The 13,848-nt window shown below is 72.1% G+C and carries 12 protein-coding genes; 4 read left to right on the forward strand and 8 right to left on the reverse strand.

All coding sequences use genetic code 11. The features are described from left to right. Positions 1–130: 130 nt before the first annotated feature. Positions 131–2,413 (reverse strand): polyribonucleotide nucleotidyltransferase, encoded by a 2,283-nt coding sequence (locus RH864_RS14535; protein WP_310518279.1) that lies wholly within the window; start codon positions 2,411–2,413, stop codon positions 131–133. Between the two features lie 270 nt (positions 2,414–2,683). Next, positions 2,684–4,867: a glycosyltransferase gene (locus RH864_RS14540; protein WP_310518280.1), complete on the reverse strand. Its 2,184-nt coding sequence runs from the start codon at positions 4,865–4,867 to the stop codon at positions 2,684–2,686. Positions 4,868–5,061: 194 nt separating this feature from the next. On the opposite strand from RH864_RS14540, the gene RH864_RS14545 reads away from it, so the two are divergent. Both RH864_RS14545 and RH864_RS14550 read left to right on the forward strand, forming a co-directional pair. Next, positions 5,062–5,265 (forward strand): dodecin family protein, encoded by a 204-nt coding sequence (locus RH864_RS14545; protein WP_310518281.1) that lies wholly within the window; start codon positions 5,062–5,064, stop codon positions 5,263–5,265. Between the two features lie 70 nt (positions 5,266–5,335). Beyond that, positions 5,336–5,923, forward strand: a complete 588-nt coding sequence (locus tag RH864_RS14550) for a DedA family protein (protein ID WP_310518282.1) — start codon at positions 5,336–5,338, stop codon at positions 5,921–5,923. 41 nt (positions 5,924–5,964) lie between these two features. Here RH864_RS14550 and RH864_RS14555 read toward each other — a convergent pair whose 3' ends face one another. Together RH864_RS14555 and RH864_RS14560 are read right to left on the reverse strand one after the other, a co-directional pair. Continuing rightward, positions 5,965–6,642, reverse strand: coding sequence for a CE1759 family FMN reductase (locus RH864_RS14555; RefSeq protein ID WP_310518283.1), 678 nt, complete (start codon positions 6,640–6,642; stop codon positions 5,965–5,967). Beyond that, positions 6,642–7,874, reverse strand: a complete 1,233-nt coding sequence (locus RH864_RS14560) for an LLM class flavin-dependent oxidoreductase (RefSeq protein WP_310518284.1) — start codon at positions 7,872–7,874, stop codon at positions 6,642–6,644. The genes RH864_RS14555 and RH864_RS14560 overlap by 1 nt, the downstream gene beginning before the upstream one ends. A gap of 144 nt (positions 7,875–8,018) precedes the next feature. Between RH864_RS14560 and RH864_RS14565 the strand changes: the two genes are divergently transcribed. Continuing rightward, entirely contained in the window at positions 8,019–8,813 is a 795-nt protein-coding gene (locus tag RH864_RS14565; RefSeq protein WP_310518285.1) for a glycosyltransferase family 2 protein, read from the forward strand. Positions 8,814–8,827: 14 nt separating this feature from the next. Here the strand turns inward: RH864_RS14565 and RH864_RS14570 are convergent, their stop codons facing one another. Continuing rightward, positions 8,828–9,805: an alpha/beta fold hydrolase gene (locus tag RH864_RS14570; protein ID WP_310518286.1), complete on the reverse strand. Its 978-nt coding sequence runs from the start codon at positions 9,803–9,805 to the stop codon at positions 8,828–8,830. Positions 9,806–9,885: 80 nt separating this feature from the next. Here RH864_RS14570 and RH864_RS14575 point away from each other — a divergent pair, with 80 nt between their 5' ends. After that, complete coding sequence (locus RH864_RS14575) at positions 9,886–10,311, forward strand: thioredoxin family protein (protein WP_310518287.1); 426 nt, start codon at positions 9,886–9,888, stop codon at positions 10,309–10,311. Between the two features lie 74 nt (positions 10,312–10,385). Here the strand turns inward: RH864_RS14575 and RH864_RS14580 are convergent, their stop codons facing one another. From RH864_RS14580 to RH864_RS14590, 3 genes are all read right to left on the reverse strand, one after another. Beyond that, the gene (locus RH864_RS14580; RefSeq protein WP_310518288.1) at positions 10,386–12,005 is read right to left on the reverse strand and encodes a M28 family metallopeptidase; all 1,620 of its coding nucleotides are present in this window, start codon (positions 12,003–12,005) and stop codon (positions 10,386–10,388) included. A gap of 263 nt (positions 12,006–12,268) precedes the next feature. Continuing rightward, entirely contained in the window at positions 12,269–12,877 is a 609-nt protein-coding gene (locus RH864_RS14585) for a hypothetical protein (protein WP_310518289.1), read from the reverse strand. Between the two features lie 58 nt (positions 12,878–12,935). Then, the gene (locus tag RH864_RS14590) at positions 12,936–13,841 is read right to left on the reverse strand and encodes an LLM class flavin-dependent oxidoreductase (protein WP_310518290.1); all 906 of its coding nucleotides are present in this window, start codon (positions 13,839–13,841) and stop codon (positions 12,936–12,938) included. Between the last annotated feature and the right edge of the window lie 7 nt (positions 13,842–13,848).

Below are 13,848 nucleotides of genomic sequence, written 5' to 3' on the forward strand. Positions count from 1 at the left end.
GGCAGCAGAGGCGGGGGCGGAGGCGGAGGCGGAGGCGGCGAGAGCCTCGGGCCGGTCGGGTGGGCGCGGACAGACGGATGCCCCGCCCGAAACTCGTTCGGGCGGGGCATCCGTCTGCGTCAGCTGCGCGTCAGACCTCGGCGCCCTCTGCGGGCTCCTCGGCGTGCGCGCCCGCGGTCTCGCGGCCGTTGGTGTCGGCCTCCTCGGCCAGCACCGGGGCGAGCGAGAGCTTGCCGCGGTCGTCGATCTTGGTGATCTCGACGAGGATCTTCTGCCCGACGCCGAGCACGTCCTCGACGTTCTCGACGCGCTTGCCGCCGGCGAGCTTGCGCACCTCGGAGATGTGCAGCAGGCCGTCCTTGCCGGGCAGCAGCGAGACGAACGCACCGAACGTCGCGATCTTCACGACCGTGCCGAGGAACTGCTCGCCGACCTCGGGGTTCGTCGGGTTCGCGATCGCGTTGACCTGGGCGCGGGCGGCCTCGGCCGAGGGGCCGTCGGTCGCTCCGATGTAGACGGTGCCGTCCTCCTCGATCGAGATGTCGGCGCCGGTCTCGTCCTGGATGGCGTTGATCGTCTTGCCCTTCGGGCCGATCAGCTCGCCGATCTTGTCGACGGGGATCTGCACCGAGATCACGCGCGGCGCGGTCGGGGCCATCTCGTCGGGGCCGTCGATCGCGGCGTTCAGCACGGCCAGGATCGTCGTGCGGGCGTCCTTCGCCTGCGTCAGCGCGCCGGCCAGCACCGAGGCGGGGATGCCGTCGAGCTTGGTGTCGAGCTGGATCGCGGTGACGAACTCGGACGTTCCGGCGACCTTGAAGTCCATGTCGCCGAGCGCGTCTTCGGCGCCGAGGATGTCGGTGAGCGCCGCGTAGCGGGTCTCACCGTTCACGGTGTCGGAGATGAGGCCCATCGCGATACCGGCCACCGGTGCGCGCAGCGGCACACCCGCGTTCAGCAGCGAGAGCGTCGAGGCGCAGACCGAGCCCATCGAGGTCGACCCGTTGGAGCCGAGCGCCTCGGAGACCTGGCGGATCGCATAGGGGAACTCGTCGCGCGTCGGCAGCACGGGCACGAGCGCGCGCTCGGCGAGTGCGCCGTGCCCGATCTCGCGACGCTTCGGCGACCCGACGCGGCCGGTCTCGCCGGTCGAGTAGGGCGGGAAGTTGTAGTTGTGCATGTAGCGCTTCTTGGTGACCGGGCTCAGGGAGTCGATCTGCTGCTCGAGCTTCAGCATGTTCAGCGTCGTGACGCCCAGGATCTGGGTCTCACCGCGCTGGAAGATGGCCGAGCCGTGCACGCGGGGCACGACCTGCACCTCGGCGTCGAGCGGACGGATGTCGGCGAGGCCGCGGCCGTCGATGCGGACGCCCTCTTCGAGGACGCGCGAACGCACGACGTGCTTGGTCACCGACTTGTACGCCGCCGAGACCTCGGCGTTCGCCGACTCGGGCAGCTCGCCCGCCTCGACCTTGGCCGCGATCTGCTCCTTGACGCGAGCCTTGAGCGCGTCGTCGGCGTCCTGCCGCTCGACCTTGCCCGCGATCTGGTAGATGCCCTTGAGCTCGTCGAGGGCGATGGCCTCGACGGCTTCCTTCGTGGACGGCTGGTACGGCGGGAACGTCGGGTAGTCGGCGGTCGGCTTCGCCGCGGTCGCGGCCACCTGCTGCTGCGCCTCGACGAGCTGCTTGATGAACGGCTTCGACGCCTCGATGCCCTGCGCGATGACCGTCTCGTCGGGCTTCACCGCGCCGGCCTGGATGAGGTTCCACGCGTTGTCGGTCGCCTCGGCCTCGATCATCATGATCGCGACGTCCTGCGAGCCGTCGGCCTCGGTCACGACGCGGCCCGCGACGACCATGCTGAACACGGCCTCCTCGAGCTGCGTGTGCTTCGGGAACGCGACCCACTGGCCGTCGATCAGCGCGACGCGCACGCCGCCGACGGGGCCGGAGAACGGCAGGCCCGAGAGCTGCGTCGAGAGCGACGCGGCGTTGATGGCGAGCACGTCGTACAGCTCGTCGGGCTCGATCGCGAGCACGGTGACGACGACCTGGACCTCGTTGCGGAGACCCTCGACGAACGAGGGGCGCAGCGGACGGTCGATGAGGCGGCAGGTGAGGATCGCCTCGGTCGAGGGGCGGCCCTCGCGACGGAAGAACGAGCCGGGGATGCGGCCCGCGGCGTACATGCGCTCTTCGACGTCGATCGTGAGCGGGAAGAAGTCGAAGTGCTCCTTCGGCTGCTTCGACACCGACGTCGCCGAGAGCAGCATGGTCTCTTCGTCGATGTAGGCGACGGCCGAGCCCTGCGCCTGCTGCGCGAGGCGGCCCGTCTCGAAGCGGATGGTGCGGGTGCCGAAGCGGCCGTTGTCGATGACCGTTTCGGCGAACGTGATCTCAGGACCTTCCAAGAGGTCTCTCTCCTTTGTTTACCGTCGCGCCCCGTGTGGGCGCGACTCGAACGTGGGAGCAGGGGAACGGGCAGAACTGAGCGTCACAGGAGTGTTCCGCTCGCGCTGGCCACCAGTAGAAGTCCACCACTCGAACGCGGTTCGCTCGCTCGGTTGGTGATCCACCACAGGGGACCAGCTTCTGCCGGACCTGCTTCCATTCGGTGCGCGATATTGACGTGTGCCCTCGCATGGAGGACGGCTGCCGCACGGGCGACCTCGTCCAGAGTATCAGTCGCCCGCGATCCCGGCCCGCTGACGCGCGGATCCGTCATCGCGCCCCACGGCCACGAGGCTCCGGTGCTTCGGATCGCGGCCGTCTCCCGCGGTCCGGCCACGCAGCCGGCGGATGATCCAGGGTGCCGCGTGCAGCCGGACCCACGCGGCCGTGCCGAGCGGCGGGCGATCGGGCTCCTCATCGGCGTGCAGCGCCGCGTCGAGCGCCGCGAGCTCGACCGCGTCGGGCACGCCGAGCACCTCGGCCGCGGCGTAGGCGAGCGCCCGATGCCCGGCCGAGTTCAGGTGCACGCGGTCCTGCGACCACCGGTCGACGCCGACGAGTGCGTCGTCGGCACCGACGTCGAGCAGCATCGCGCGGTGCCGGGCCGCGTGCTGGGCGAGCCGCTCGTTGAAAGTTCGGAATCTCGCCCGCATCGCGCGGAGCGGCGGCCGGGCGGGCATGAACGCCGTGACGACGAGCACGTCGCAGCCCGCGGCGCGGAGCCTCGCGATGACCGCGCCGACGCGGTCCGCGAGCACGACGGGCCGGGCGCCCGCGCGCACGAGGTCGTTCCCGCCGATGAGCACGCTCACGAGATCGGCGCCGAGCGCGATCGCGTGCGGCACCTGGTCGTCGACGACGTCGGCCACGCGGCGACTGCGCACCGCGAGGTTCGCGTACCCGATCGGTGTGCGGCCCGCGGCCGCGACGAGCTCGGCGAGCCGGTCGGCCCACCCCCGGTACTCCCCCGCCGGCATGCGCGACGTGTCACCGATCCCCTCGGTCACCGAGTCGCCGAGGGCGACGAACCGGCGCCACCTCGGTTCCGATAGCTGCGGCGACGAGGGGCGGGCGGATGCCTCGGCCGGCACGGGCGGCGCGACGCGCGGCCCGTGCGGGGCCTGGATCTCGGCCGGCCGAACGCCGAGCGCCGTGTCGGTCGGCGACGACTCGACCGCCGATGCGTTCGTCCCCGGCGCATCCGTCGCCGGTGCGCCCCCTCCCGAGGCATCCGGTGCCTGAGCGCCGGGTCTGCGGGCGTCCGGTCGCATAGGGCCCGCCACCCAATCGCCGCTGGCCTGGTTCGCGCCGAGCGCCATCGCACGCCGGTACTGCGCGAGAAGCTCGTCGCCGAGCGCCGACCACGACCGCCCGGCAACCGCCTCGCGCGCCGCTTCGCCGAAGGCGCGGCGCTTCGCGTCGTCACCGACGAGGTCCTGCACGCGCGCGCGCAGCTCGACGAGGTCGCCGGGCCGATACAGCCAACCGTCGCGGCTGTTGCGCACGAGGTCGAGCGGGCCGCCACGTCCCGTCGCGACCACCGGCACACCGCTCGCGTGCGCCTCCTGGATGGTCTGCCCGAACGTCTCATGCTCGCCGGGATGCACGAAGACGTCGAGGCTCGCGAGCACCTCAGCCAGCGCCGAGCCCTCGAGGAACCCGGTGAAGTGCGCGCCGGGAAGGAGCCGTTCGAGCCGTGCCCGGTCGGGTCCGTCGCCGACGATCACGAGCCGGGTGCGCGGCAGGTCGGCGATCGACCTGAGGTCCTCGACCTGCTTCTCGGGGGCGAGCCGGCCGACGTAGCCGACGATGCGCTCGCCGTGTGGCGCGACACTTCGTCGCCAGGCGTCGCTGCGCCGTTCGGGCCGGAAGCCGGCGGTGTCGACGCCGCGCGCCCAGCGCGCGACCCTCGGTACGCCGAGTGTCGCGAGCTGCGCCTCGGCCGCCGACGAGGGCGCGAGGGTGAGCGTCGCCCGGCGATGCAGCCGGGCCAGGTGCGCCGACAGTCCGGGCTCGAGGCCGGGGACGCCGTACTTCGCGGCGTAGCCGGGGACATCCGTCTGATAGATCGCGACCGACGGAATGCCGAGGCCGGACGCAGCGATCAGCCCTCGCCAGCCGAGCACGAAGGGCGAGGCGAGGTGCACGACGTCGGCGCCGAACTCGGCGAGCGCGCCCGCGAGGCGGCGGGCGCTCGTGGTCGACACGCGGACCTGCGGGTATCCGGGCAGCGGCAGGCCGGCCGCGGCGACGACCCGAGCGCCGTGCTCGACCGCGGGCAGGCCGTCGGCCTGCGGGGCGATGACGAGCGCCTCGTGCCCGGTGCGTTCGAGGTGCCGGAGCGTCTGCACGACCGAGCGCGTCACGCCGTTCATGTGTGGGAGGAACGATTCTGCGATCAGAGCGACCTTCACGCGTCCAGCGTGCGCGGCCGCACGAGGGCCGCGCGAACGGCACGCCCGCGAACCCCCGAGCGTTCACCGAGGGTTCGCCCGGCGTGCACGGGCGTGCACGGGTCATCGATGCGCAAGGGGGTGGCGGCGGACGGTGAGCGGAGGAGGATGTCGGCAGCATCGCCTCGACGCCGAGGTGAGGGAAGGAGCACATCATGGGATCCGTCGCCAGAGTCACCACCATCACGTCGCGCTCGGAGACGAGCTTCGACGACGCGGTCAGGAGCGGCATCGCCCGCGCCGCGGAGACGCTGCGCCACGTGAGCGGCGCGTGGGTGAAGGAGCAGGAGGTCGAGATCTCGGAGGGGCAGATCACCGCGTGGCAGGTCGTGCTCGAGGTCACGTTCGTGCTCGAGTGACCCCACACCACGCCACGCCGCGTCGGCCGTGCGTCGTCTCGCGTTCACCCGCGCGAGGCACGCTTCGCGTGTGCCGGAAGACTGGATCGTCGAGCTCGCCGCCTCACCGTGGCTCTTGCCCGGCGTCTTCGCACTCGTCGTGCTCGATGCGTTCGTCGTGGTCGTGCCGAGCGAGACCGCGGTCGTCGCGCTCGGCGCGCTGGCCGCCTCGACGGGGGCACCCTCGCCGTGGTTCGTGATCCCGGTCGCCGCTGTGGGCGCAGTCATCGGAGACCTCGCGTGCTACGCGATCGGCCGGTCGGCGGGCCTGGACCGCTGGGCGTGGCAGCGCCGCCCCAGTGTGGCACGCGCCCTTGCGCGCGTGCGCGCGACGGTCGAGCGCCGCACCGCCGTGCTCGTGTTCACCGCGAGATATATCCCGTTCGCGCGGATCGCGGTGAACCTCGCGGCGGGCGCCGCACACATCCCGCTCGGTCGATACCTCCCGTTGTCCGCCGCGGCTGGGCTCGCGTGGGCCGGGTTCAACACGGGCATGGGCGCGGTCGTCGGCTCGGTCTTCGCGGACCAGCCGCTGCTCGCGGTCGCGGTGTCCATCCCGTTGGCGGTGATGCTGGGGCTCAGCGTCGATGCCGTGGTGCGGCGCACCGCGCGCCCGTGAGGCGCGCGGCATGCCCGTAAGGCGCGCGGCGGGCCCCCGGCTCACTCCCCCGCGAGCCCGCCCAGCAGGTGACCCATGGGCCGGTCGAGCGCGAACGGGTCGATGATCCGGTCGGAGCGGTCGGTGCGCGCGACGAGCTCGGCGAACTCGCTCGCGCCGCGCGCGATGCGGTCGGGCAGCGAACGCACGCCGTCGCCGCCGCCGTCGCCCCAGTCGCCCGTGGCCGCGAACACGCCAGTCGTCACCGGAGTGGCGTGCAGATAGGTGAACAGCGGCCGGATGGCGTAGTCGATCGCGAGCGAGTGCCGCGGCGTGCCGCCGGTCGCTCCGATCAGCACGGGCAGGTCGGTGAGCGCCTGCGGGTCGATCACGTCGATGAACGACTTGAACAGGCCCGCGTAGCTCGTGGTGAAGATCGGCGTGACGGCGATGAGCCCGTCGGCCGATGCGACCGCGTCCAGCGCGTCCTGCAGCTTCGGCGGAGCGAAGCCCATCAGGAGGTGATTGGTGATGTCGTGCGCGAGGTCGCGGAGCTCGAACGTGCGCGCCTCGACCTCGATGCCGCGTTCGCGGAGCATCGCAGCCGAGTCGGCCAGCAGGCGGTCGGCGAGCTGACGCGTCGAGCTCGGCGTGCTGAGGCCCGCCGAGATGACGACGACCTTCTTGGTGGCGGCGTCGAGGGTGCCGGCGTCGAGGGTGCCGGCGTCGAGGTCCGTCATCACGCACCCGCCTTCCTGAGGGCCGCGGGACCGAACGCCGAGCCGGCCTGCGCGGCCGGGTCGGCCTTCGGTGCCGGCACCGTGTCCTGGTAGGGCGACCCCAGGGCGAGGTTGTCGCCGCGGTTCGCGTTCGGCGTGGCCTGGCGCGGGGCGGCGTCGCCGTAGGTCGCTTTCACGAGTGAGGCGTGAGTGGGCGCGTCCGGCACGTCGGCCGGGCGGTCCTTCGCGAACTCGCGACGGAGCACCGGCACGACCTCCTCGCCGAGCAGGTCGAGCTGCTCGAGCACGGTCTTCAGCGGCAGGCCCGCGTGGTCGACGAGCCAGAGCTGGCGCTGGTAGTCGCCGACGTAGTCGCGGAACCCGAGGGTGCGGTCGATGACCTCCTGCGGGCTGCCCACGGTGAGCGGGGTCTGCGCCGAAAACTCCTCGAGGCTCGGGCCGTGCCCGTAGACGGGTGCGTTGTCGAAGTACGGGCGGAAGTCGCGGACCGCGTCCTGCGAGCTCTTGCGCATGAACACCTGGCCGCCGAGGCCGACGATCGCCTGCGCGGCGGTGCCGTGCCCGTGGTGCTCGTAGCGCTGCCGGTACAGGGCGACCATGCGCTGCGTGTGCGAGGCCGGCCAGAAGATGTGGTTGGCGAAGAAGCCGTCACCGTAGTAGGCGGCCTGCTCGGCGACCTCGGGGGTGCGGATCGAGCCGTGCCAGACGAACGGCGGGACGCCGTCGAGCGGGCGTGGCGTCGACGTGAAGCCCTGCAGCGGCGTGCGGAAGTTGCCGGACCAGTCGACCACGTCCTCGCGCCAGAGCCGGTGCAGCAGCTCGTAGCTCTCGATCGAGATGGGCAGGCCCTGGCGGATGTCCTTGCCGAACCACGGGTAGACGGGGCCGGTGTTGCCCCGGCCGAGCATGAGGTCGGCGCGGCCGCCAGACACGTGCTGCAGCATCGCGTAGTCCTCGGCGATCTTCACGGGATCGTTGGTCGTGATGAGCGTGGTCGCGGTGGACAGCTGGAGGGTCGAGGTCTGGCCGGCGATGTAGGCCAGCGTGGTCGTGGGCGAGCTCGACCAGAAGGGCGGGTTGTGGTGCTCGCCGAGGGCGAAGACGTCGAGGCCGACCTCCTCCGCGTGCCTCGCGATGGTCAGCGTCGCCTGGATCCGCTCGGCCTCGCTCGGGGTGCGCCCGGTCGTGGGGTCCTGCGTGATGTCGCTGACGGTGAAGATTCCGAACTGCATGTCGCCCTCCAGGGCTGATCTCGCTGAGCCTGCGTTATATGCATTTGCATATAGCGGGTGCAACGGATGCCTCACCCGCCGTATTCCCGCCGGGTTCAGTGTGCCGCACCCGAGTGGAATCGCACCCCAGTAGAATCCGGAGCGATGCGCACGGTCTCGGTCGTCATTCCCTGCCTCGACGATGGGCGGTTCCTCTCGGCCTGCCTCGCGGCGGTCGCCGCGCAGACCCGGCCGGCCGACGAGGTCATCGTGGTCGACAACGGGTCGTCGGACGACTCCGTCGCCATCGCGCTCGCGGCGGGCGCACGCGTCGTCTCGGAGCCGCGCCGAGGGATCTGGCCCGCCACCGCGGCGGGATTCGACGCCGCACGCGGCGATCTGCTCGCCCGACTCGACGCCGACTCCGTGCCGCCCGCCGACTGGCTCGCGCGCATCGAGGACGTCATGCACGCGTCGGACCGGCCCACCGCGGTCACGGGGCCCGGCCGGTTCTACGGCGGCAACGCCGTGACCCGCTGGATCGCCCGGTACGTCTACATCAACGCGTACATCCATGTGATCGGCCTGTTCCTGGGCCACGCGCCGCTGTTCGGCTCGAACTACGCGATCCGCCGGAGCGCGTGGCTCGAGGTCAGGCACCTCGTGCACCGCGACCGTGCCGACGTGCACGACGACCTCGACCTCAGCTGGTGGCTGCAGCCCGGCATGTCGGTCGTGTACGAGCACACGCTCGTCGTCGGCGTCTCGGCACGACCCTTCGACACCTGGCGCGGAATCGGCCGCCGGGTGGGGATGGGCTTCCACACGCTCGCCGTCGAGTGGCGCGCGTGGCCGCCGCTCACGCGCCTGTCCGACCGGCGACGCGGACGCCAGCCGGCGCAGACCTCCGACCTCGCGGCGGACGGGGACTCAGACGGCGAGTCACCGCTCGCGGCGTGACCCTCGCTACTCGATCACCCGCCCGCGTACAGCTCCAGCAGGTCGCGGACGAGCTGGTGCGGCGCGGTCTCGCACGGGCTGTGGCCGGTCTCGTAGACCGCGAAGCGCGCACCCAGCTCCCGCGCCGAACGTGCGTGCAGCTCGGTCGGCCAGAGGTCGTGCGCGCCCGCCGCGACGAGCTTCGGCACCGGCGAGGCGGCGACCGCATCCCGCAGATCGGGGGTCCGCATCATCTCAGCGATGATGTCGTCCACGCTGTCACGTCGCGTGAGCCGGAACCGGTCGCGCACGAACGCGAGGCGGCCGGGCGGGACCCGGTTGAGGTTGTTGCGGATGCCCCACAGCATGAGCGCGGCGCCCTGGCGCGCATTCGTGAACGCCGAGAGCGGCCCGATCCGCTTGATGCCGCGGAACGCCTGGCCCGGCTGGGGCGGGCTGCTGAGCAGCGCGAGGCTCGCGAAGAGCTCAGGCCGGTCGACGAGCGCGCGCTGCGCGAGCGAGCCGGCGAAGCTGTAGCCGAGCACGTGCGAGGGCGACCGGCCCGACTCGAGCACCGCGACGAGGTCGCCGAGGAAGAGGTCGGCGTCGTAGCGTGCGCGGGGCGGCGTCAGCCGCCACGGCCCCGCGCGGTACGACTCGTATTGCCCCGCGAGGTCGAACGCCTCGGCGCGGTAGCCGGCGGCCGCGAGCAGGGGCAGCATGAGGACGAAGTCTTCCTTCGAGCCCGTCGCGCCCGGCACGAGCACGACCCGGGTGCCGTGCTCAGGACCGAACGAAATCCGGGCAAGCGGCCCGCTCGGTGCCTCGAAGAGGTCCTGCTCGGCGCCATCGGGCAGCGCACGCCAGTCGAAGTCGGGGATGGCACGATCGAGCGCGGCCGCCTCGGACTCCCAGCCGGGCGGTGGCGGCGCGAGCACCCCAGCGGGCGTCGCCCTGATCGAGGCGTCGGTCACCCGTCGACGGAAGGAGTCGCGGCTCGCACGCTCTGGCACGCTCTCACCATAGCGAGACCCACCGTCGCTGTCAGCGAACACCGAGCGCCTGCTCAGGAGCCGCCCGTAAGGTGGACCGCATGGCGACCGTCGACCTCACCCTCGAGTCCTTCGAATCCACGATCCTCGAGGGCGGGACCGTCTTCGTCGACTTCTGGGCCGGCTGGTGCGGCCCCTGCCTGCAGTTCGCACCGCACTACCAGGCCGCGGCCGAGGCGAACCCCGATCTCGTGTTCGCCAAGGTCGACACCGAGGCGCAGCAGCAGCTCGCCGCGGCCATGAACATCACGTCGATCCCCACGATCATGGCGTTCAAGGACGGCATCGGCGTCTTCGCCCAGGCCGGTGCGCTCCCCCGCCCGGTGCTCGACGACCTCATCTCGCAGGTCCGCGCCCTCGACATGCACGAGGTGCGCGCGCAGCTGGCCAAGCAGGAGACCGAGCAGGCCATGGAGTCGTCGGAGCGCACCGAAGACCTCGGCTCCTCCGCGCGCGCGGAGCGCTGATCGCGCCACCGGCATGATGACGAGGGGGCCCGCCATCCGGCGGACCCCCTCGTGTGCGTACGGGCGGCTTCGGATCAGGCCGCCTCGCGGTTCCCGTGGTCGTGGGCGAGTCCGCCCCCGCCCTCGGGGAACGTGCCCTGCGGACCCGCGGGCTCGGGCAGCAGGTCGGCGATCGTCCACTTGGCGCCGCGCACGCCGTTGACGGACTCGGTCGACTGTCCGTACGTGAGCACGGCGGTCGCGATCGCGCCGACGTTCAGGTACAGCGCTTGCTCGTTGATGTTCGCCCTGGTGTCGCACGCGAGGTGGTAGCACGGGTCGAACTGCTCACCCGCGGTGCCGCCCCAGATCGCGGCCTGCTCCTCGGTCTTCACCTCTTCGGCGCCCGTGAAGAGGCCGCCGGCCGGGATCCCGGCGAGGATGAACGCCTCGTAGTCGCTGCGGCCGTCGAACGCGGTGTCGTCATACGGCTGCCGGAGGGCGGTGTAGTAGCTCTCGAAGAGGTCCTCGATCGCGACCGAGCCCTCGGGGATGGGGATCTCACCGGCCGGGAAGGTCGACTGGTCGCTGTCGTACACCATCGAGATGTAGTTCGGCGAGGCGACCATGTCGAAGTTGAGGTAGAGGGCGATGCGGTCGCGCGCGGCCTGGTCGAGCTCGGTCACGTAGGCCTCCGAGCCCAGCAGGCCGTCCTCCTCGGCACCCCACCACGCGAAGCGCACGGTGTTCTGCGGCTTCCACTTGCCGAGGTTCTCGGCGATCTCGAGCAGCGCGGCCGAGCCGCTGCCGTTGTCGTTGATGCCCGGGCCGGCCTGCACCGAGTCGAGGTGCGCGCCAGCCATGACGACGTTGTCGTCGTTGCGGCCGGGCAGCTCGGCGATGACGTTGCGCTGCGGCCGGGACTCGGGCTCAGGCACCGAGATCAACGCGGTCGAGCCCTCGACCGCAAGTGCCGCGCCGGCGGCGAAGCTCGCGCCCACGACGGGCACGGTGGCCTGCAGCGGGTCGAGCGTGCCGACGATCAGGCCCTCACGGGTCGGATCGTTGCCCTGGTTGAAGATGATCACGGCTTCCGCGCCGACGGCGGTCGCGTTGGTGACCTTGACGCTGAAGTCGCACACCCCGCGCTGGATGAGCGCGATGTCCGACGGGCCGCTGAAGTCGAGCCCGGTGAAGTCCTCGGGCTCACAGCCGCTCGTCGCGTCGGCGGGCACGTCGAGGTTGATGTCGACGGGCACGATCGTGCCGGTCACCTCGGCCGAGGCGGATCCGGTGAACGCCCCGGTCTCGTGCTCGGTCTCGGTCGGCGTGAGCTGGCGCAGCGTCGAAGGCCCGAAGTAGTCGTACGGGAACTCGTCGAACGAGACCTCCCACCCGGCGCGTTCGAGCCGTTCGGCGACGTAGTCGACGCTCGCGTCATAGCCGGGCAGCCCCGCGGCACGCGTGCCATCGTGCTCGTCGGCGATGGCCTGGAACGCGTCGAGGTGCTCGAGCACGCCGCCTTTCGTGACGCACTCCAGCAGCTTCGAGACGGAGTTGTTGTTCCGCGCGTCGCAGCCCTTGCCGGGGTGCCCGCCGCGGTCTGGCGGGCCGGCGTTCGCGGCGCTCATCGGCGCAAGGACGAGCGCGCTCGCGGCGACCGCGGTGACCGCGATGCCGAGGATTCGTCTGGATGACCTTGTGGATCGAGACATCGGTGCTCCATTCGTTCGGCGCGTCATCGTCGACACGCCCGCGGGCGACGATAACCGTGACCCTCGTTCGAGGGACACCCCGAGTCGCCCGATACGGGACGAATGGCTCTGATCCACGCCTCGAAGGTCGACGGATGCCTCGCGCCGCTGGCCGGCTCACGACCCCGCGACGGATGCCTCGCGCCGGCGTCAGCCCAAGACCCGACGGATGCCTCGCGCCGCTGGCCGGCTCACGACCCCGCGTCGGATGCCTCGCGCCGAGGTCAGTCCGCGTTGGCCCGCTCGAAGCGCTCGAGGCCGGTGAGGTCGAGCTCGACGCCGAACGGGCGTGCGTCGCCGGTGACGAACGCGGGGACGCGCACGTACTCGCCGTCGGCGCGGAGCCCGTCGAGCACGCTCGACCACCGGCGCTCGGCATCGGGCCGGAGGAACCCGGCGTGCCGCGGCCGGTCGCCGCCCGTCAGCTGCACGCCGACGCGGTATCGCGGTGACAGCCAGCGGCTCGCACGCGGCACGAGGACCGCGGCCTGCTCGGCGCCGCCGCGCGAGCGCGCGAGATCGATCGCGGGCTGATGCCGGTGCGCGTCGTCGACGGGCGCGACCGTGCGCACGGTCCGCTCCACGCCCGGCGCCTCGAGCACCGTGAGGCCGTCGAGCGTCGTGAGGTCGCCCCAGCGGTCGGGGTTCGACGGCCGGCGCTCGCGGACGAACCGGATCGCGAGCCAGGCGACCGCCGCGACCAGCAGTGCGATGAAGGGCCAGAGCAGCCAGGCCGGCGCGTCGGGCCGGACGAAGCCGGTCGCGAGCAGGAGCGCGAGCACGACGAGGAACGGGAACGGCTCCCAGGACAGGAGCGGTTTGAAGCGCGGCACGCCCTTCAGGCTACGCCGAGCGCGGCGGCCGGTGACGCACCGACACCGCTCCGGGCGCTCAGCGCAGCCGATCGAGCCGCGACGCCACCTCCTCGAGCACGGACTCGCGGCCGGCGTAGACGCCCTCGGTTCGCGGCCAGTGCGCGACGACGTCGGTGAACCCGAGCTCGGTCGCGCGCCCGACGGCGTCCTCGAACGCGCCGACGCTCTCGAGCGAGTAGCGCCCCTCCGCGTCGAGCGACAGCGTGCGTGCGAGCGAGCCCGGTACGCGTCCCGCCGATTCGCACGCGTCGTCGAGCCGCCGTGCGAGCCGCTCCACGCCCGTCCACCAGACCTCGGCGTCGTCGTGCTCGCCGCCCGTGGTGATCCAGCCGTCGGCGATCCGCACCGTGAGCTCGAGGCCGCGCGGCCCGTTGGCCGCGAGATGCAGCGGCATCCGCGGCCGCTGCGCGGGCTCACCGACCATGCGGGCGGAGTCGGCGGTGTACCACTCACCTTCGAACGAGATGCCGGCCCCGCCCGAGGCATCCGGCCCGCCCGGTGTCTCGAACCGGAGCAGCGTGTCGAGCGCCTCGGCGAACTCGGCGAACCGCTCGTGCCGCTCGCGCGGCGTGAGCTCGGCCTGGCCGAGCACGAACGCATCGAAGCCCGTGCCGCCCGATCCGAAGCCGAGCAGCATCCGGCCGCCGGCGATCTGATCGACGGTCGCGAGGTCCTTCGCGAACGGCACCGGGTGCCGGTAGTTCGGCGACGCGACGAACGTGCCCAGCCCGATGCGCTCCGTGACCATCGCCGCTGCCGTCAGCGTGGGCACGGTCGCATGCCACCGCTCACCGGCGAGCCCGCGCCACGCGAGGTGATCGTACGTCCATGCGTGGTCGAAGCCGAGCGCTTCGGCGCCCTGCCAGTAGCGGGCCGCCTCCGGCCAGTCGGCCTGCGGGAGGATGACGATGCCGTAGCGCATGGCCCGA

The organism is Agromyces aerolatus, assembly GCF_031432255.1.
Lineage (GTDB): Bacteria > Actinomycetota > Actinomycetes > Actinomycetales > Microbacteriaceae > Agromyces.